We start from the raw sequence: 22,100 nt of genomic DNA, 5'->3' as shown, positions 1-22,100 counted from the left end.
GAGATGAGTAGGAGTAAAACTATAGTAGCCTTTGGGGACAGCCTTACTTTTGGCTATGGTGTTAAAGAGGAAAATAAATGGACAAATATCCTTGCAAAATCCTTAGGCTGCAGGGTTATAAATTCCGGCGTATGTGGAAATACTTCCTCGGAAGGTTTAGTTAGAATTGAAGAAGATGTGCTTAAATATAAACCTGATTATGTAATAATAAATTTTGGCATGAATGACCACTTTATAAAAACTGACGGAAGCAAAGAAGCAAAGGTTTCCTTAGAACAATTTGAAGAAAATATAGAGAAAATTATTTTTCTTACAAAACAGATTAATGCAGTTCCTGTCCTTGTGACTCCTAACAAAATAATAGAAGGAAACATAGGCGATGAAAATTGTGGCGGTGGCGCAACCTATTACTACAGAAGACATCCTTATTATTTATATAAAAATATAGGTGGTGCTAATGCCCAGCTTAAGAAGTATTGCAGTAAAATAGTTGAACTCGGTCTAAAGCATTGCATTGCAACTTTAGATATAAATAAGCTTTGCGAATCTAAGTCTTTGTATTCTATTATAATTAATCTTACAAACAGCAATGAAGATGATGGAGTTCATATTAATGAGTTAGGCGCAAAATTTTATTCGGAAAATATCTATAAAACCTTAAAAAACTTGTTATGATTGTATGTCAAAAATTCAAACAAGGTTAAATAATTTAAGAGAAGCGGTCTAAAAAATATCTTTTTATGCCGCTTCTCTTATTAAGCTAAAAACTATATCCAAATTTATGTTATATTAATTTAAAATATATTTGGTTACATCTCTTCATTTACCACTGCCTGTACTTTTACTCTTGGTTTTAAGCCTTTATCCTCATTTATTACTGCAAGCTTTGCAACGGCAAGATTTACAAAGGATGCTACAGCGGCAAAAAAGAATATATATTGAGGGCCAAAGGCAGTCCAGATAATTCCCCCTATATATGCACATACTATGGATACAATATGATCCATGCTCATGCCAAATGATAAAGTTGGAGTTATCTCAGATTTATCCACTGCAATGGAGCGGAGATAGATTGTTTTTATCATGCTCATCTGCATTGACATACGGTCTAATATAATTAGTACAAAGGTTAAAATAACAGGTATGCCTACCTTGCTTAAAATTCCTGAAGAAAATCCTGATGCCAGGAAACCATAGGCAATATATACTACTATAAATGATAGCGCATCTGCATAAAGCATCTTTCTTATACCATATCTATCAAGCCATCTGCCAAGGGCAGGAATAAAGAATATCCCTATAAAGGATCCTATTATACCGAGAATTGCAATGGTGTCAGCCCTTTTGCTTAAAAGATCGATAAGTACCCAAGGTCCATAAACGGCCATTATCTGTTTTTGTACACCTGTCATTATAGCAAGAATATAATAGTATTTATATTCCCTTCGGAATACAAATTTTAGCTTTCTATCTTGCTTGATTGGAATTTTTACAATTTTGTTCATATAAATAAACAAGATGAATACAACTGCAAAAATTAATGCTCCAATAACAAAAGTAATCTTTACAGGTGATGTGAGGCTGAAAATTCCAGTCCTAAAGCCAACAAAAACTAAAATACTTGCAAACATGCTGAAAGCTGTGCTGACTCCTTTATACTGCCCCATTCTCTTTCCTACTTCCTCGCCTTTTATAAGAGACATGCCTATACCGTCAGACAGTGGAAAGAATAAGTGCATTCCCATAGAGTTGACGAAAAGAAAAATGCACATTACTGCAAAAGGCGGAGTTAAAAAGCCTAGCAACAGCAGTCCTATGCAGCTTAAAAGCTGGGCAATTATTGATATTCGTATATCCCCTATAAATGAAAGTAAGGAAATAACAACTGTTGAAAGAATTCCAGGCAGCTCTCTTGGAAATTCAATTAATCCTCTTTGAAAGGCATTTACATTATAAGCTTCCTTGAAGTAGTTAGAAAAAATACCGTCACTAAGCCCAAGTCCCAGGGCAGTCAGTGCCAAGATAAAAAAATAAACCACAATTTCTTTTTTTGCCTTCTTAAATAACCCAATCCTCAATATACATTCCCCCTATAATAAACTTTAACAACATATATCACTTCTATAATCATACATGGAAGATGAGAAAAAATGCAATGTATGTTTATATATTTCTTTTTAGCAGTTACCCAAGTAAATACAATGTTCTTAAAAGGACTTAGAAAACAGAATAATTAATGGCATGCCCAGTATGAACTGCTGCCTTTATGGAAACAGTTTTATTATTTCAACTGTGTACCATAAAAGCAGCATATCAGCTTGAGCATGCCATTTAAAAACTTCAATTAAATTTAATCATAAAGATGACAAGCCACAAAATGGCCTGGCTTCAACTCTCTTAACTCTGGTCTATCGTCTTTGCATATATCCTTTGCTTTAGCACATCTTCCTGCAAATTTACAGCCATTAGGAGGATTTATTGGGCTTGGTACATCCCCCTCAAGTATTATGCGGTGACGGCTTTGCTGAACATCCGGGTCTGGAATTGGAATTGCAGAAAGCAGTGCCTGAGTGTATGGATGCAGTGCATTTTCATATACTTCATTACTGCTTGATAGTTCCACTATAGCACCTAAATACATAACAGCTACTCTATCAGATATATACCTAACCATAGACAAATCATGAGCAATAAATAAGTATGTGAGTCCGTATTTATTTTGAAGGTCCTGCAGGAGATTTACTACCTGAGCCTGAACAGATACATCAAGTGCTGAAATAGGCTCATCACAAACTATAAAATCTGGATTAACAGCAAGAGCTCTTGCTATTCCAATACGCTGCCTTTGACCACCGCTAAATTCATGTGGGAAACGGTTTGCATGTTCTTTGTTTAAACCAACTAACTCTAAAAGTTCGTCTATCCTTTTGGTTCTTTCTTCTCCCTGTAAAATATCATGAACATCTAAGCCTTCAGCAATTATATTGGAAACCAGCATTCTAGGATTTAAGGATGCGTACGGATCTTGAAATATCATTTGTGCTCGTTTATTGTACTCTTTCTTTTCCCTGCCAGTTAATTCATGAACATCTTTACCATTAAATTCTACAGTTCCCCCAGTAGGATTATATATCCTCAAAATTGTACGTCCGCAGGTTGACTTTCCGCAGCCTGATTCTCCAACCAAGCCTAAGGTTTCTCCTTTATATATATCAAAGCTTATGTCATCAACAGCCTTTAAAACTCCCTTGCCTTTTACCTTAAAATATTTTTTTAGGTTTTGAATTTTTAATAGTACTTCTTTCTTTTCACTGCTCATACTACTTAACACCTCCAAGCACTTCTGAAGGGATTTTTTTAACTTTTAAAGCATCTCTTGAAACTTTAGGTGCATCTGGATGACTAAGCCAGCAGGCAGACGCATGACCTTCACTTATAACAAAAGTAGGAGGCATTTTAGCTCTACAAATCTTCATTGAATACTCGCATCTGTCTGCAAAAGGACAGCCGCTTGGAGGTGCAAATAAATCTGGAGGTGTTCCTTCGATAGATTCAAGTCTGTTTTCATTTTTAACTATATCAAGCCTTGGCACAGAATTTAGAAGTCCCCAGGAGTAGGGATGCTTTGGATTATAAAAAATATCCTTTGAACTTCCATATTCAACAACCTTGCCACCATACATTACAATAACCCTTTGAGCAATATGAGCAACAACACCCAAATCGTGGGTTATCATTATTATAGAAGTATTTATCTTATTTTGCAGGTCAAGCATTAGCTCAATTATTTGTGCCTGTATAGTAACGTCTAAAGCAGTAGTTGGCTCATCTGCTATTAAAAGCTGTGGATTGCAAACTAATGCAATAGCTATCATTGCTCTCTGCCGCATTCCCCCTGAAAACTGATGAGGATATTCTTTAAACCTTTGCTCTGGATTTGGAATCTGAACAAGTTTAAGCATATTAATTGCCACTTTTTTAGCTGCTTCGTTATCTAATTTTTTGTGTTTCTTTAAGCCTTCCATTATTTGCTTTCCAATAGTCATGGTTGGGTTTAAAGAAGTCATTGGATCCTGAAATATTATGGATATTTTACTGCCTCTTATATCTCTCATTTCTCTTTCAGACTTTTTAGTTATATCTTCACCATTAAACAATATTTCTCCGCCTTTGAATCTTGCTGGCGGTTCAGGATTTAATCTCATTATGGATTTTGCAGTAACAGACTTTCCACAGCCTGATTCTCCAACTATAGCAATAGTTTCTCCTTCATACAAGTCAAAGGATACTCCTCTAACAGCTTGTATTTCGCCAGCGTAAGTATCAAAGGAAACACTCAAATCTTTAACCTCTAATAACTTTTTCTTCATACATCTCACCCCTACTTTCTAAGCTTTGGATCCAAAGCATCTCTAAGTCCATCGCCAAGTATATTAAATCCAAGCATTGTAAGGCTCAGGGCTATGGCTGGCATAAGAAGCGTATTAGGATACTGTACAAAGACCTGAGCTCCCTCGTTAACCAAAGATCCCCAGGAAGCAAATGGAACAGGAATTCCTAATCCTATAAAGCTTAAGAAAGCTTCGGTAAATATCATCGCAGGCACCATCATAGTCATTTGAACAATTATTGGACCCATAGTATTAGGTATTAAGTGCCTTAAAATAATCCTTGTTTTGCTAGAACCAATAGTTTCAGCTGCAAGCACATACTCTGAATGCTTAAGCCTCATAACCTCTCCTCTTACAATACGTGCAATTCCCATCCAGGAAGTTGCAGCAAGAACTATAATAATAGGTCTTAAGCCTTGCTTCATTACCTGAAGCAGCAATATAATGTAAAGAAGGTCTGGCACTACCATTAAAACTTCAACAAATCTCATCATTAAGGTATCTGTTCTTCCCCCAATATAGCCTGAAATGCCTCCATACATAATTCCAATTATTGAAGTAATGAACACTGATAAGAATGCTATAAAAAACGAAACCCTTCCACCTTCCCAAACACGAGTAAATATGTCACGTCCAAACATGTCTGTTCCAAACCAATATTTTTTATTAAATTTCGTTTCTCCTATACTTTCTATAGTTAGGGTACTGCCCTTTACTTTGAAGTTTAGTCCTCTAAAATCAGGATCTTTTTGAAGCTGTTTATCAGCCTCAGCCTTTAATTTTTCTACTATCTTATCCAAGCTGTCTCCAGGTTCTGTCTTAACCTGAAACCTAAATTCCTTTTGATCTCCCTGCTGAGCTTCTTCAGCTTTATTACCTATCTTAACACCTATAACACCAGTTTTCGGGAGTTCTATACCTTCAAAGGAAATTTTTGTTTTTCTAAGATCATGATTATACTTTTTGTAAGTAAAGGCGCTATTTTCAGTAAGCATAATGCTTCTTTTACTGCTTAAAATCATAGTTTGATTCTGTACATTTAAATCCTGATTTCTGTAAGTGTGCCCATATAGTGTCTTTGATATTATTGGCCCTATCAGCGACATCACTATCATAAAAACAAGAATCCAGAAGGAGATCATGGCTGGTTTATTCTTCTTAAGCCTTCTAAGCGCATCCTGTAGATAAGACATGCTAGGACGACTGATTTTTTGAGCTGCCTCTAAGTTTTTACCTTCTAGCTCAAACAAAGACTTATCAATAGTTTCCATAGCCTATTCTCCTCCTTCCATACTGCCTCTAAGCCTTGGGTCAATAAAGCCGTAAGCAATATCAACAATCAACATTGAAGCTATTATAAGTACTGCATAAAAAAGAGTTATTCCCATAATCATTGGATAATCCTGAGAAAGGATTGTATTTACAAAATACTCACCAAGTCCTGCTACTGCATATACTTTTTCGACAACAATTGATCCAGTAATAATACCTGCAAACAGAGGTCCTAAAACGGTTACAACTGGCATAATAGCATTGCGTATAGTATGTTTCCATACAACTTGGGGCTTTGTAATACCTTTAGACTTTGCAGTTAAAATATAATCCTGGCCATTTATCTCAAGTGTAGTTGTTCTCATCATTCTCGATACAAAGGCTAAAGTACCAAGGGAAAGGGTTATGACAGGAAGGATAAAAGAACGCGCTGTATTGTCCACAGTTACAGGAAGCCAACCAAGCTTAACCCCAAAATTGTAGGAAAGGAAAGGACCCATAACAATATTAGGAACTGATACTCCAAGTATAGCTATAAATATTACTAGGTAGTCAATCCATTTGTTGTGATTTAATGCTGCTACAAGCCCAAAAAATATTCCAAGGGTAGAAGCTAAAAGCATAGCTCTCCAGCCTAAAGCAAAAGATTTAGGAAAGCTGGTTTTTATAATTGTTGTAACAGATCTTCCAGGAAACTTTATAGAGGTTCCCAAATCACCATGAATCAAATTGTTTAAATATATTCCATACTGCTTCAAAACAGGTTCATTTAGCTTATATTTATCCATGAGAGCCTGTTTCACTTCTGGTTTTAACTTAGGATCATTAAATGGATCTCCAGGCAGTGCTTTCATAAGTAAAAAAGTCAAGGTAGCTATAACCCATACAGTTATAAAGGCATATAGTAATCTTTTAAGTATATACCTAAGCAAACTAATCCCTCTTTTCTATTATTTTTACAATTTTATCTATAAAGGGTATATGTTGCGGCATATACCCTTTATAATTAAGTCTTAAATTAATGCTACTTCTTTTCTGCCATCTTAGCATTCATGTCTATGTCTGCCCAGTAAAAATCAGTATTAGCTCCAATACCTCTGCTAACAACACCAGTTAAATACTTTCTGAAAGTCCAGTGAGCCATTCTATAATAGTTAGGTGCAACAACCATGTCTTCAATAAGGATTTTTTCTGCTTCATAGAAGTATCCCATACGTTTAGCTTTATCTTTCTCAGTTGAAGCCTTTGTAATAAGCTCATCGTACTTTGGATTGCTATACTTACCATAATTGTTTCCATTCTCGGTTGTAAACAGCTCTAGGAAAGTCATTGGATCTAGGTAGTCTGGTCCCCATCCATCTGCACAAAGGCCAAAGTCTCCAGATTGCAATCTGCTGAGCTTTTCAGACCATGGAACTGGAACTAAATTAATGCTTATACCAACCTGTTTCCAGTCTTCCTGATACTTTTGAGCAATCTTCATAGATATATCCCCAGTATCAATAAGCATATCCATTGTAGGCAATTCTTTCAGTCCAAGCTCTTGAAGTCCCTTAGACAAGTATTCCTTAGCTTTTTCCTTTTGATTATCTGGGAATAAAGATACTCCATTTTCTTCGCGGAAAGATTTACTTAGTCCAAGGAAATGGCTTGGAATTATTCCTAAAGCAGGCTCATCACCTAAGTTAATCTTCTCAACAAAGCTCTTGCGGTCCATTGCATAAGCCATAGCTTTTCTTATATTGGCATTTTGAGTAATCTTATTGTTAAAGTGATTAAAATCTATATAGAATATGCTATAGTCAGGCATATTTACTAGTGGCTGTAAATTATATTGATTTAAAACTGCAGCATCTTCGAATTCTTTTAGGTCTGTTGATTGAATTGCTGCACCATCAAGCTTGCCAGTTTTTAATAAATTTGTTCTGGTTGATACATCATTTACAACCTTTAAATTAACTTCATCAATTTTTATATTATTCTTATTCCAGAACTTATCGTTTTTAACAAACTTAAAGCTTTCCTTATGCTTCCATTCCTTAACAACCCATGGACCATTTGATAATAGTCCAGCAGCTTCTAATGTATAATCTCCAGCTTTCTTATGCTCGTTATAGAACTTTTCATTCATTGGGTAGTAAACTGGGAATGAAGTTAAGCCTAAAAAGAATGGCACTGGAGAATCTAGTTGTATTTCAAGCTTTCCATCCTTCTCTTTAGCGCCAACTTTAGCCCATAAATCATCTTTCATTTTCTTATATTCAGCTTGTTCTGCATCTGTCATAGTTTCAATTCTCTTTGAAACCTGAGATTTTAAATCTTTTTTCTTATCTGCATTGGTTTCAGCCTTATATTTCTCATTTAAAGCTTTGAAATTTGCATCCTTGCCAAGCAGGAAGGACTTCTTTGTTACAGCTGCATAGTCTGGAGCGCCTTTGATATATTGAAGCATGAAGCTATAGGGTGTACTTTCTTCCATAGCAAGTCTCCATGCAAAGAAGAAATCAGCTGCTGTAACTGGATCTCCGTTGCTCCACTTTGCATCCTTGTTTAATTCGAAGGTATAAGAATTCGCAGCTTCGTTAAAAGTCCAAGACTTTGCTACTGCTGGTTCATATTTGCCTTCTTCCTTTCCAGAACGAGTCAAGCCTTCCATAAAGAAATTTAGTGCAAACATATCCGGCTGGCCTATCATCTGCTGAGCATCCAAAGTTTGTGGTTCATCGCCAATTACATAATCAAGTACCTTAGGTCCTGTGTACTTTTGTTGTTCATTACCTGTTCCATTGCTTGGAGTTGGGGCTGGGCTAGTTTTACTATCGCAGCCAACCAAAGCTGTTGACAGGACTAAAACCGCTGTAAGTACTGATGCAAGCAATTTTTTACTTCTCATTTCTTTTCCCCCTAATTAATTACTAAAAATAGTTACTCCACTTCTGCCATCTCAAACAGCCTCATTTAATATAATTAATAATATGTTCATAAATTTTACTCTATGCTAACATTTTTAAATATTAGTTAAAAAAATATCTAGTATACCTTTATTAATTATCTGCATAAAAAATGACATACCGTAGTCGGCATGTCATTTTTACTCTCTAAATATGTTTTAATACTAGGTTATATGTTAACAGTAAACTATTATGCAAGCATATCAAATATGCTTAATTGATCACTTTCTGGAAGGCCTCTTAAGCAATCAAACTTTTTCAACAAGTCTATAGCAGCATTTCCTATCTTAGCACGTTTCCTTACCTCTTCAATGGAGTTGAAAGGCTCCCCTTTAGCAGCATTATATATACTTTCTGCCGCTACATTTCCCATACCTGCTATGCTGTTTAAAGGCGGTCTTATTCCATCATCCTCAACTATAAACTTTGTGGCGTGTGATTTATATAAATCAATTGCAAGAAATTTTATTCCTCTTTCATACATTTCTAGAACCAATTCCAAGTCATCATACATATCCTTATCCTTAGGAGCAGCTTGGTTTCCCATCATCTCAATTTCCTTCATTTTTTCCTTGACTTTTTCTTTCCCAAAAATCATAAATTCTGCATCAAATGCCTTAGCCCTTATGGAGAAGTAGGCTGCATAATAGGCTTTAGGTATATGAACTTTAAACCACGCTATCCTAAAGGCCATAGTTACGTAAGCTGCAGCGTGGGCCTTAGGGAACATGTATTTTATCTTTTTACAGGATTCTATGTACCATTCAGGTACTTGGCATTCCCTCATTAAAGCTTCATACTCAGGAAATTTTGGATCCTTTAAAGCCTTTCCTTTACGTACAGTTTCCATTATCTTAAAGGCAGTGTTTGGCGGCAAACCTTTTTTAATAAGGTAAACCATTATATCGTCTCTAGTACAAACAGCTTCACTGATGCTGGTAACTATGCCTCCATCAATTAGATCCTTTGCATTTCCAAGCCAAACGTCCGTACCGTGGGAAAGACCTGATATACATATTAAATCCATAAAAGTCTTAGGCATTGTATCCAGAAGCATCCCTCTAACAAATTTTGTACCAAACTCAGGAATACCAAAACTCCCTACCTTTGAGTTAATCTGCTGCGGTGTTACTCCTAGTGCATCGGTTGAAGAAAATATAGACATTGTTGCCTTATCATCTAAAGGTATAGTTTTAGGATCTACTCCTGTTATGTCCTGAAGCATTCTTATTACTGTAGGATCGTCGTGGCCAAGTATATCAAGCTTCAAAAGATTCTGATCTATTGAGTGATAATCAAAGTGAGTTGTAATAATATCTGAATTTGGGTCATCAGCAGGATGCTGTACCGGACAGAATTCAAAAATTTCACGTCCTTTTGGAACTACTATTATTCCACCAGGGTGCTGACCTGTAGTTCTTTTTATACCAGTGCATCCCTTTGAGATTCTCATAATTTCAGCCTTGTTTACTTTAACCCCTTTTTCCTCAAAGTACTTTTTAACATATCCAAAGGCTGTTTTTTCAGCTATGGTACCTATAGTCCCAGCTTTAAAGGTTGTGCCTTTTCCAAAAATAACCTCTGTATATTTATGTGCCTTTGCCTGATATTCACCAGAGAAATTCAGGTCTATATCAGGTTCCTTGTCTCCATTAAAGCCCAAGAAGGTTTCAAAAGGTATGTCTATCCCATCCTTAGCCAACTGTTCTCCACAAACTGGGCAATCTTTATCAGGAAGGTCAAAACCAATTTTATAACCATAGTCTGAAAAATCCGAGTGCTTGCATTTAGGACACCTATAATGAGGAGGAAGTGCATTTACCTCTGTTATACCTGTCATATAAGCCACCACGGAAGAACCAACAGAACCTCTAGAACCAACTAAATAACCATCCTCATTTGATTTCCATACAAGCTTCTGAGCGATGATATACATCACGGAGAAGCCGTTTTTAATGATAGAATCAAGCTCTCTTTCAAGCCTTTTCTCTACTAATTCTGGCAGAATATCTCCATAAAGTTCATGAGCTTTGTCATAGGTAATGTCCCTTATAGTTTGCTCGCAGCCATCTATATGCGGTGTAGCCTTTTGAGGTGAAATAGGGCTAATCTGCTCGCACATGTCTGCTATCATATTAGTGTTTGCTACTACTACCTCGTAAGCTTTTTCTCTTCCCAAATAGGAGAATTCTGCAAGCATCTCCTCAGTGGTTTTTAGATATAAAGGCGCTTGATTATCCGCATCCTTAAAGCCCTGTCCTGCTTCAAGTATACGCCTGTATATTTCATCTTCAGGGTCAATAAAATGAACATCTCCTGTAGCAACTACAGGCTTGTTGAGCTTTTCTCCCAGTGCTACGATTTTCTTGTTTATTTCCTTCAAGTAATCCTTATTAGGTACTTGCTCCTGCCTTACTAAATAATCATTGTTTCCTAGAGGCTGTATTTCCAAATAATCATATTCTTCAGCAATAGCTTCAATTTCCTCATCGGATTTTCCTAAAAGTATTGACTGATAAAGCTCTCCTTCGCTGCAGGCACTGCCTATAATTAACCCCTCAGAATACTTTTTGTACATGCTTTTTAATATACGAGGCTTTTTATAAAAATAATCTAAGTTTGAGTAAGATACTAATCTGTACAAATTTTTAAGTCCTACATAGTCCTTAGCTAGTATTATTGCATGATAGGTTTTAAGCTTTTTAAACTCTTCTTTTTTAGCTTGCTCATCAGAACCAAACCTATCTACATCCTCAAGTGTTTGAGCTCCTCTTTCCTTAAGCTTATCAAGCATTACCTTAAACACCTTAACAGTAGTGTCAACATCATCTAGGGCTCTATGTGCAACTTCAACCTTTATTCCAAGATTTTTAGCAATTCTTCCTAGCTTATAGGTTTTAAAATCTGGAAAGACTTCCTGTGCCAAGGTCAGCGTATCTACATATGTAAAATCAAATTCATAGCCCAAGACTTTAGCATTATACTTTAAGAAGTTAATATCAAAAGCAGCGTTATGAGCAACTAGGACAGTATCCTTAATAAACTCCAATACTTTAGGAAATACCTTATCTATAGTTTCTGCATCCTTTACCATATCATCAGTAATATTTGTAACCTCTATAACCTTTGCGGGAATAGGCTTTTCAGGATTTACAAAGCAGCTGAAACTGTCTATCACCTTGCCATTTTGGTATTTCATTATTCCTATTTCAGTTATTTTTTCTGTTACTGGTGAGAAACCTGTGGTTTCCAAGTCAAGTATGCAATAAGTTGTATCTATGCTCTGCCCCTTTTGATTTGTTACAGAAGGCTTTTTATCAGGAGCTAAATAAGCTTCCATACCGTATATAACCTTCATGTTTGGATTATCTCTTCCTAAAAGCTTATGAGCTTCAGGAAAAGCCTGAACTACTCCATGATCTGTTATAGCAATTGATTTCATGCCCCAGCTCATAGCTCTCTTAATTAAATCAGTAGCACTAGTCATAGCATCCATTTGGCTCATTTGAGTATGCATATGAAGCTCTACTCTCTTTACTTCAGAATTATCCGTTCTCTTAATCTTTTTCCTACCTTCTGTCTCAATTATTGTATTAGCAATAAGCTCAACTTCACCAGAAAAGTTGCTGTAGCCAGCATTTCCAACAAGCTTAGCTCCTTTAGCGCCTTTAAGCCTTGATAATACTTCACCCTCTTCACCAGGCTTTAAAAAAGATTTACAGGTCATGGAACTTGAACCATCATACAAGTCAAAAGAAACTAAGGTTTTTCCGCTCTTTAATTCCTTTGACTCCAAATTAGAGATTTCTCCCTCTATGCAAATTCTACCTTCATCTGGTGTAATATCAGTAATTTTTATTACAGGTTCCTTAATTTTTGAATTTCTACCTAAAATTAAGAACGGATCACCCTTCTTGCCATCACCTTCTGCTTTTGCATCCTGCTTGTTTTCTGAAGTTTCTTTAGAAACTTTTGCTGCATTATTGCTTAATGTGGCTTTAATTTCCTTTTTAATAGACTGCATTTCTTTTTCTCGTATTTCCTCTTGCTGTCTTATAAAGTCTTCTCCAGTTACTCTATCAACGAAATTAATTTTATAGGCTGTACCATATAAATTTTTTATAGCCTCATAAACCTTTTTATCGTAATCCATAGCTCTTAAAAAATTAGATACTTCCATGTTAAAGTTGAAATTTATTGTACCATTCACAACTTCATACTCACTGTTACTAAGCACCGCTTTTAAGGCTGGATATTTTTCTGCCAGTAGGAACACAATGTTTTTAAGCTCCTCTTCTATAGGCTTTTTCTCTGTTCCATCAGCATACTTAACAGTAATTACAGAGTTTTCCAAAGCAAATCTTCTCTTTATAAAGCTATTTAAGTACTCAAATTCTTTCACATCTATATATTTTTCCGAGCTTATCTTCATTTCAAGGGTTTTAGTTTTCTTGCTTAATACTACTCCTTCTACAGTTGCAGTATTAATGTTCCCTCCCACCTTATAATCACTAAAAATTTCGTTTACTTTCTTCATGGCATTTTTATCCTTCTCTCAAAAACTTTTAGTACCCTACTATTATATAGGTTAGGTTCACTTTTGTCATGTAGGAAAAAGAGGTATATAGGTGCTTCTTTTTTAAAAGCACCTATATACCTCTTTATTTCATTGATAATTGTTCATTTTTTGTTTTTAATTCTTCATAAGCTGCCTCATGGAGAGCCACACTACTTTCTTCATATTGAAGATTTTTAAAGGCAACAGACAGCATAAGCTTAATTCTATTTAGCTGGTTGACCTCACTGGCTCCGGGGTCATAATCTACCGCCACAATATTTGCACCAGGATATCTATGCTTAAGCTCTTTTATCATTCCTTTTCCTGTCACGTGGTTAGGAAGACAGGCAAAAGGCTGCATACATATAATATTTTTAACTCCGCTTTCAATAAGCTCTACCATTTCAGCAGTTAAAAACCATCCTTCCCCGGTTTGGTTTCCGAGGGATAGTATAGGTTCTGCACCTTCTGCAAGCTGCCTAATACTCTTAGGAGGTTCAAAGCGCTTGCTCTTATGAAGAGCTCTTTTCATTTCTTTTCTGTAATATTCCATTCCTAGAATTGCTGCATTGCTTAGCACTTGCTTTTTTCTTGATCCCGCAAGATACTTGTATTTAAAGTTTGCATCGTAAGCACAGTAAAGCAAAAAGTCCATTAAATCTGGCATTACAGCCTCGCAGCCTTCGCTTTCTACAACTCCTATAGCGTTATTGTTTGCTGTAGGATGGAACTTTACCAGTATTTCTCCTACTAGACCTACTTTAGGCTTCACAATATCTTTTAGTGGCAAACTATCAAAATCTTCAACTATTCTTCTTATATTTTGCTTAAATAATTTATGCTCGCCGGTCTTTACTGCTTCCTTACATCTATCTGCCCAGGATTCATATAAGAGATTTGCTGAGCCTTCAATTTTTTCATAGGGTCTTGTTTTTAAAAGCACTCTCATTAGAATATCGCCATAAGCCAAAGCCATCATTGCTTTGTTCATAAGTCCTGGAGTTAACACAAAGCCAGGATTTTTTTCCATTCCAAGTGCGTTTAAAGATATTACTGGTATATTTGTATACCCAGCATCCTTTAAGGCTTTTCTTAAAAAACCTATATAATTTGTAGCTCTGCAGCCCCCACCAGTTTGAGTAATCAATACAGATAAATTATTAGTGTCATATTTGCCAGATTTAATTGCCTCCAATATTTGTCCTACAACTACTATAGTTGGATAACAAGCATCGTTGTTTACATACTTTAATCCTTCATCTACAGCTTTTGAATCTACAGATGGAAGTACTACAACATTATAGCCTGAAGCTTGGAAGGCTTCTTGTAAAAATTGAAAGTGAATTGGAGACATTTGTGGCGCTAAAATTGTGTGATGTTCCCTCATTTTTTCAGTGAATGGAACCCTCACTTGCTTATCCTCAACAAATTTTCTTTTAAGACCGTTTCTTTCTCTTTCTTCCATTGCCGCCCTAAGTGATCTAATCCTTATTCTTGCAGCCCCTAAATTATTGCCTTCATCTATTTTGAGCACTGTATAAATTTTCCCATACATATGAAGGATTTCCTGAACCTGATCCGTAGTAACTGCATCTAAACCGCAGCCAAAAGAGTTAAGCTGAACCAACTCCAAATTATTCTCTTGGGCCGCAAAGCTTGCGGCGGCATAAAGTCTTGAGTGATAAACCCATTGATCTACTACTCTTAATGGTCTTTCAACCTTGCCAAGCTGAAAAACAGAGTCCTCTGTAAGCACAGCCATGTCAAATTCAGTTATTAAATTTGGTATGCCATGATTTATTTCGGGATCTATATGATAAGGCCTTCCTGCAAGAATAATTCCCTTTTTTCCGGTTTCTCTCAGGTAGCTGACTACCTCTTCACCTTTTTTTCTAATTTCCTCTCTGCAGCTTTCCTGCTCTTTCCAAGCCTTCTCTACAGCATTGTCAATTTCTGATTTTGATATATTTAAGAACTTAAGCTCATCAAAAAGCCTCTTTTTAAGTTTATCTTTATTATCCAATGATAAGAAAGGGTTCTTGTAAACTATTTTCTCATCCTTTAGTACATCCATATTGGTTCTTATAACCTCTGCATAAGAAGTAACTATAGGACAATTGTAATGGTTTTCTGCCAGTTCCTGTTCCTTTTTTTCCAAAGGTATGCATGGATAGAATATAAATTTAACTCCACGCTTTATTAAGCTCATTATATGACCATGAACAAGCTTGGCAGGATAACAAACCGATTCTGAGGGTATTGTTTCAATTCCCATTTCATATATACTTTTTGAAGATCTCGGAGACAATTCCACCCTAAAGCTTAGATCATTAAAGAAGGTAAACCAGAAAGGGTAATTTTCATACATGTTTAACACTCTTGGTATTCCCACAGAACCTCTTGAAGCTTCTTCTTTTTTAAGTGGTGTATAATTAAAAATTCTTTTATATTTATAATCAAAAAGATTTGGCACTTCATTCTTTTTGCTAGTTAGCCCCAACGGTCTCTCACAACGATTTCCAGATATAAATTCCTTTTTATCGTTGAATTTATTTATTGTAAGCAAGCAGTTATTTCCGCAAAGCCCGCATCTTCTCATAGATGTTTCTACATTAAAAGAGTTCACTCGTTCTCCCGACAACAAAGTTGAAACTTTTCCTTCTACATATCTTTCTTTGGCTATCAAAGCTGCCCCAAAAGCACCCATAAGGCCTGCAATATCAGGTCTTACCGCTTCCCTTTCAGATACTAGCTCAAAAGCCCTTAATATAGCATCATTATAAAAGGTTCCTCCCTGAACAATTATCTTTTCGCCCATTTCCTTTGGATTTCTGATTTTAATAACCTTAAGCAATGCATTTTTAATAACAGAATAAGAAAGACCAGCAGATATATCTCCTACTGTGGCCCCTTCCTTTTGAGCCTGTTTAACTCTTGAATTCATAAATACAGTGCATCTTGAACCAAGGTCAACAGGTTTTTCTGCCTTTAGTGCAGCCTGAGCAAATTCTTCTACACTCAGATTTAAAGAATGGGCAAAGGTTTCGATAAAGGAGCCGCAGCCTGAAGAACATGCTTCATTGAGCAGTATGCTGTCTATAACCCCATCCTTAATTCTTAGGCACTTCATATCTTGTCCGCCTATATCAAGTATAAAATCCACTCCTGGCAGAAAGAATTCCGCAGCTTTATAATGAGCTATTGTTTCTATTTCGCCTATATCTACTGATAACGCAGCTTTTAACAAAGCTTCTCCATATCCAGTTACAGTGGAATTCCTAAGTCTTGCATTTCTTGGCATTACACTATATAGTTCCTTTAAAATTTTTATAGAACTTTTTAAGGGACTTCCTCCATTGCTGCCATAATAAGTGTACAGTATTGTACCTTTTTCATCTATTAATACTGCCTTAGTAGTAGTTGAACCAGCATCTATTCCTAAAAAGCAGTTCCCATGAAAATCTTTAATACTTTTTCTTTTTGCTTTATTACTTTGGTGCCTTTTTGTGAACGCTTCATATTCCTGCTCATCCATAAATAAGGCTCTTAGTCTTTGAACTTCATGTGAAGAAGCTTGTTTTAGTGCTGGTATTCTATCCATTAAAGTGGTAAATGCCATATCCTCACTGTCCCTTGAAGCTATGGCAGCTCCCATAGCTACAAAAAGCTGTGAATTCTTTGGAAAAATTATTTTTTCCTCTGTAAGATTCAAGGTTTCGATAAATCTCTTTCTTAGCTCTGAAAGAAAATAAAGAGGTCCTCCTAAAAATGCAACTTTCCCTCTAATAGGTTTTCCACATGCAAGTCCACTAATAGTCTGATTAACGACTGATTGAAAAACAGATGCTGCTATATCTTCTTTTGCAGCACCTTCATTTAAAAGCGGCTGAATATCCGTCTTAGCAAAAACACCACATCTTGCCGCTATAGGATATATAACCTTATAGCTCTTAGCTAGTTCATTTAAGCCTAAAGCATCTGTCTGCAGAAGAGATGCCATTTGATCAATAAAAGCACCAGTCCCCCCTGCACAGGTTCCGTTCATTCTTTGATCAACACCATCATCAAAATAGGTTATCTTTGCATCTTCGCCACCAAGTTCAATAATTACATCAGTCTGAGGTATATACTTTTCTACGGTCTTAGTCCCGGCAATTACTTCTTGAATGAAGGGGACATTCAACCATTTGGCTACAGCAAGTCCACCTGAGCCTGTTATATTTATCGTAACACTGTTATTTTCAAAACGGCTATAGGCATCAGTTATTAAATCTACAATTGTCTTTTTTATATCCGAATAGTGTCTCTCATATCTACTATAAAGCATGTTTAAGTTCTTATCTAAAACTACCAGCTTAACAGTGGTTGAGCCTACGTCAAGCCCCATATGCAGTAATCTCTCCATATAACTTAAGCTTTACAAAAGCTTTGTCCCCCCTCATGAAAGTAATAAATTAAGGTTTAATATACACACCCTAGTACATTATACTAAGCTTACTCATAAATGTTATTTACTGTATAAAATATATTACTAATTATATAACTTTACTACATTTTCTTCAACTATATATAATGTGATAAAGTTCTTACACTAGCAAAGTATCAAAATATCCAATTTTCAAGGATTTTTGTGACACTTCTAGTGTATTAGAACTTTTGCATTATATATAAATAAAATTCCAAGCAGCAACGATGCAACTTGGAATTTTATTAGTGTTTTGTTTTTATTCTAGCTAAAGCTCTTCTTAATTTTAATTCAGCTTTTTTGTGATCAGTGCCTGACTTATGCAAAAGATTTACAGCCTCTTCTTTAGCATGTTTAGCTCTGCTAATATCTATTTCCTCAGGCCATTCAGCTGTTTCGATAAGCATAGTAATGTAATTATTATATACTTTAAGAACCCCAGTTGAGGTAAAAACTTTATGGCGTACACCATCTGAAGTAGTAAACATAGTTACTGTTGGTGTCAATGAAGTAATCATTGGCATATGTTTAGAAAGAATTTCTAATCTTCCTAATTCATTTTCAGTACTTAGCTCCTTCACTTCTCCAGCAAAAACTTCTCTTTCAGGAGTTAATATAGTAAGCTTTAATGCTTCACTCATTTATAATCTCCCCTTTACTCAGCCATCATCTTCTTTGCAGTTTCAACAGCCTCGTCAATAGTTCCTACAAAAAGAAAAGCTGCTTCTGGAAGGTCATCATGCTTTCCTTCAAGTATTTCCTTAAAACCTCTAACTGTTTCCTTTACAGAAACGAATTTTCCAGGAATACCTGTAAATTGTTCTCCTACTGTAAAAGGCTGAGATAAAAATCTTTGAACCTTTCTTGCCCTTGCTACTACTAGCTTATCTTCATCAGATAATTCATCTATTCCAAGTATAGCAATGATATCTTGAAGCTCCTTGTATCTCTCAAGAATATGCTTAACATCATTTGCTACCTTATAGTGCTCTTCACCCACAACTCTTGGATCAAGGATTCTAGAAGTTGAATCAAGCGGATCTACAGCCGGATATATACCAAGCTCCACTATTGCTCTTGATAAAACTGTTGTTGCATCAAGGTGAGCAAAAGTAGTTGCGGGAGCTGGATCTGTCAAATCGTCTGCAGGCACATAAACCGCTTGCACAGATGTTATGGATCCATGCTTTGTGGAAGTTATTCTTTCTTGAAGAGCTCCCATTTCAGTGGCTAAGGTTGGCTGGTATCCAACAGCGCTTGGTATTCTTCCAAGCAATGCTGAAACCTCTGAGCCCGCTTGAGTAAATCTAAAGATATTATCAATAAATAATAGTACATCCTGTCCCTGATCTCTGTAATATTCAGCCATAGTAAGACCAGTTAGAGCAACTCTCATTCTTGCTCCAGGCGGTTCGTTCATCTGTCCGAACACTAATGCAGTTTTGTTGATAACCCCTGATTCTTTCATTTCATAGTAAAGGTCATTACCTTCTCTTGTTCTCTCGCCAACACCTGTAAATACAGATATTCCTCCATGCTGCTTAGCTATATTGTTTATAAGTTCCTGAATCAATACTGTTTTACCTACTCCTGCACCACCAAAAAGTCCTATTTTACCGCCTCTTTGATAGGGTGCTATAAGATCAATAACCTTTATTCCTGTTTCAAACATTTCTGGTGAAACGGATTGTTCTTCAAAGCTTGGTGCTGACCTGTGTATTGGATAATATGTGCTAGCCTTTACAGCATCACCACCATCTATAGCTTTTCCTAAAACATTAAACAGTCTTCCTAAGCATTCTTTTCCTACTGGAACTGAGATTGGCGTTCCAGTATCAACCGCTTCCATTCCCCTCTTTAAACCTTCAGTAGAATCCATGGCAATAGTTCTAACAACATCGTCTCCTATATGCTGTTCTACTTCTACAACTAAAGGCTCTCCATGAGAAGTTTTTATCTCAATGGCATTGTAAATGCTAGGTAGATTTTCTGAGTTAAACTTTATATCTACAACAGGTCCTATAACCTGTACAACCTTGCCTATGCTTTCAGACATGAACTCACGTCCTCCCAATCCTTATTTCTGAGCTTCAGCTCCGCCAACTATTTCTGATATTTCCTGCGTAATTGCACTCTGTCTGAGTCTGTTAAACTGAAGCTTTAATTTATCTAATAGTTGATTTGCACTCTTTGTAGCACCATCCATTGCAGTCATTCTTGTTGCCTGTTCGCTAGTTTTAGATTGAAGCAAGCAATTAAGCACCTTTTCTCTCATATATAGCGGAATCATATCCTTTATAACCGACTCAATTGTAGGCTCAAAAATAGTAAATCCATTGTTGTCCTTGGTGCTTTCTCCACTGCTAAAAGGCAGAAGCTGCTCAACTACAATATCCTGCTTTGCCTGTGATATAAAGTGTGCATAAATTATCTTTATTTGACCAACTTCTCTATTTTTATACATCTTCCATGCAACCATTGCAAAGTCATTTGCATCTCCTAATGTTGGTATATCATGAATATCTGTATACTTTAAAGCAACCTCATAATTAAATCTGCTAAAATAAGAAATACCTTTTGCTCCTATTACCATAATAATGGAGTTTTCCTTGTCATCCTTTATTTCTTCTACAGCTTTGTTTATTATATTGGCATTAAAGGAACCACAAAGACCTGAATCTGAAGTTAAAACAATGTATAATTTTTTCTTGCTGCCATTCCCATCCTTATATACATTAGGACTTGTGTGGCTTATCAAAACATCTTTTAGAACTTCTTTGAAGGAGTCAGTGTACTTTTGATTTTTCTCTAATTCATCCTTCGTTTTTCTAAATTTTGAAGTGGCAACAAGTCCCATAGCCTTCGTAATCTTACTTGTATTAGTTACAGATTTAATTCTTCTTTTTATACCTATAAGTCCAGAGCCTGCCACATATAACCCCTCCTTAAGCCTCTTCAGCTAAGAACACTTTTTTAAACTCTTTGATAGCTTCTGAAAGGCCTTTCTTTATATCCTCGGTCATTTCCTTCTTTTCAAGAATAGCTTTTCCAATTTCTGCATGATGGGTACTCATATATTCTAAAAAGCTCTTTTCAAAAGCCTTTATCTTGGAAACAGGAATATCCATTAAAAAGTTGTTAACCGCCGCATAAAGTATCATTATCTGCTTTTCTACAGGCATAGGATTATATACGTCTTGCTTTAATATTTCCGTTATTCTCTTGCCCTTTTCAAGTCTTCTCTTAGCCTCTTTGTCAAGGTCTGAGCCAAATTGTGAAAAGGCAGCTAATTCCCTATATTGAGCTAGATCAAGCCTTAATGTACCTGATACCTGCTTCATAGCTTTAATCTGAGCGCTTCCTCCAACTCTTGATACTGAGATACCTGCATTAACAGCAGGTCTTTGTCCTGCAAAAAACAACTCCGACTCGAGGAATATCTGTCCGTCTGTAATAGATATAACGTTTGTAGGAATATATGCAGTAACGTCACCAGCCAAGGTTTCTATAATAGGAAGGGCTGTTATTGAACCCCCGCCAAGCTTATCTGATAATTTTGCAGCTCTTTCAAGAAGCCTTGAGTGAAGATAAAAAACGTCTCCTGGATATGCTTCTCTTCCTGGTGGTCTTCTAAGAAGCAGTGCCATTGCTCTATAAGCAGCAGCATGCTTGGATAAATCATCATATACAATTAAAACATGCTTTCCCTTATGCATGAAATACTCACCCATAGAGCATCCAGCATAAGGAGATAAGAATTGTCTTGGAGCTGTTTCAGAAGCAGTAGAGGATACTATTATTGTATAATCCATAGCACCCATTTCAGTTAATGTATTATATATGTGAGCAACAGTAGACTGTTTTTGTCCTATAGCAACATATATACATATAACATCCTTACCCTTCTGATTGATAATTGTATCAATAGCAAGAGCAGTTTTACCAGTTTGTCTATCCCCTATAATAAGTTCTCTTTGTCCTTTTCCAATAGGAATCATAGAGTCTATAGCCTTGATACCTGTTTGAAGAGGCTCCCTAACAGACTGTCTGTCAATAACTCCATGAGCCTTAACTTCAGTATCTCTATATTCCGCAGCTTTTATAGGACCCTTTCCATCAATTGGAATACCCATTGCATCTACTACTCTTCCTAAAAGGGCTTCACCAACTGGAACCTGAACAACTCTACCAGTTTTTTTAACAAGATCGCCTTCCTTTATTCCTCTTTCACTTCCTAGAAGAACTGCACCAACGTTATCTCGCTCTAAATTTAAAGCCATTCCATATACACCATTGGAAAATTCAAGAAGTTCTCCTTCCATACATTCATCCAATCCATATATTCTGGCGACACCGTCACCTACTTGTATTACTGTACCTGAATCTACAGTCTCTAATTTATTTTCATATCGTTCTATTTGTTGTTTTATAATAGACGTAATTTCTTCAGGTCTTATATTCAT

At 36.1% G+C, this 22,100-nt stretch carries 13 protein-coding genes; 1 reads left to right on the top strand and 12 read right to left on the bottom strand.

From position 1 onward, the window contains the following. Positions 1–3 precede the first annotated feature (3 nt). Entirely contained in the window at positions 4–675 is a 672-nt protein-coding gene (locus NBE98_RS04120; protein WP_250812869.1) for an SGNH/GDSL hydrolase family protein, read from the top strand. A 134-nt stretch (positions 676–809) separates the two neighbouring features. Here the strand turns inward: NBE98_RS04120 and NBE98_RS04115 are convergent, their stop codons facing one another. The 12 genes from NBE98_RS04115 to atpA all read right to left on the bottom strand — a co-directional run bounded on the left by NBE98_RS04115 (position 810) and on the right by atpA (position 22,100). After that, entirely contained in the window at positions 810–2,078 is a 1,269-nt protein-coding gene (locus tag NBE98_RS04115; RefSeq protein WP_250812866.1) for an MFS transporter, read from the bottom strand. 272 nt (positions 2,079–2,350) lie between these two features. Next, entirely contained in the window at positions 2,351–3,319 is a 969-nt protein-coding gene (locus NBE98_RS04110; protein WP_250812864.1) for an ABC transporter ATP-binding protein, read from the bottom strand. Position 3,320: 1 nt separating this feature from the next. Further along, positions 3,321–4,370, bottom strand: a complete 1,050-nt coding sequence (locus NBE98_RS04105; protein WP_250812862.1) for an ABC transporter ATP-binding protein — start codon at positions 4,368–4,370, stop codon at positions 3,321–3,323. 11 nt (positions 4,371–4,381) lie between these two features. Then, positions 4,382–5,662 (bottom strand): ABC transporter permease, encoded by a 1,281-nt coding sequence (locus NBE98_RS22380; protein ID WP_284703596.1) that lies wholly within the window; start codon positions 5,660–5,662, stop codon positions 4,382–4,384. 3 nt (positions 5,663–5,665) lie between these two features. Further along, the gene (locus tag NBE98_RS04090) at positions 5,666–6,595 is read right to left on the bottom strand and encodes an ABC transporter permease (protein WP_250812859.1); all 930 of its coding nucleotides are present in this window, start codon (positions 6,593–6,595) and stop codon (positions 5,666–5,668) included. A gap of 92 nt (positions 6,596–6,687) precedes the next feature. Further along, the gene (locus NBE98_RS04085) at positions 6,688–8,556 is read right to left on the bottom strand and encodes a peptide ABC transporter substrate-binding protein (RefSeq protein ID WP_250812857.1); all 1,869 of its coding nucleotides are present in this window, start codon (positions 8,554–8,556) and stop codon (positions 6,688–6,690) included. A 248-nt stretch (positions 8,557–8,804) separates the two neighbouring features. Continuing rightward, on the bottom strand, positions 8,805–13,151 hold the full coding sequence (gene polC / locus NBE98_RS04080; protein ID WP_250812855.1) for a DNA polymerase III subunit alpha: 4,347 nt from the start codon (positions 13,149–13,151) through the stop codon (positions 8,805–8,807). Positions 13,152–13,275: 124 nt separating this feature from the next. Further along, positions 13,276–17,577: a 2-hydroxyacyl-CoA dehydratase gene (locus tag NBE98_RS04075; protein WP_250812852.1), complete on the bottom strand. Its 4,302-nt coding sequence runs from the start codon at positions 17,575–17,577 to the stop codon at positions 13,276–13,278. A gap of 305 nt (positions 17,578–17,882) precedes the next feature. Further along, positions 17,883–18,278: an ATP synthase F1 subunit epsilon gene (gene atpC / locus NBE98_RS04070; protein WP_250812850.1), complete on the bottom strand. Its 396-nt coding sequence runs from the start codon at positions 18,276–18,278 to the stop codon at positions 17,883–17,885. A gap of 14 nt (positions 18,279–18,292) precedes the next feature. After that, positions 18,293–19,693, bottom strand: coding sequence for a F0F1 ATP synthase subunit beta (atpD, locus tag NBE98_RS04065; RefSeq protein WP_250812849.1), 1,401 nt, complete (start codon positions 19,691–19,693; stop codon positions 18,293–18,295). 21 nt (positions 19,694–19,714) lie between these two features. Then, complete coding sequence (gene atpG, locus NBE98_RS04060; RefSeq protein ID WP_250812848.1) at positions 19,715–20,569, bottom strand: ATP synthase F1 subunit gamma; 855 nt, start codon at positions 20,567–20,569, stop codon at positions 19,715–19,717. A 13-nt stretch (positions 20,570–20,582) separates the two neighbouring features. Next, positions 20,583–22,100 (bottom strand): F0F1 ATP synthase subunit alpha, encoded by a 1,518-nt coding sequence (atpA, locus tag NBE98_RS04055; RefSeq protein ID WP_250817465.1) that lies wholly within the window; start codon positions 22,098–22,100, stop codon positions 20,583–20,585.

This window comes from Clostridium swellfunianum (assembly GCF_023656515.1).
GTDB classification, from domain to species: Bacteria; Bacillota; Clostridia; order Clostridiales; family Clostridiaceae; genus Clostridium_AT; species Clostridium_AT swellfunianum.
Note: the sequence above shows the minus strand (reverse complement) of the source record. Positions and strands in the feature narration are given on the sequence as shown.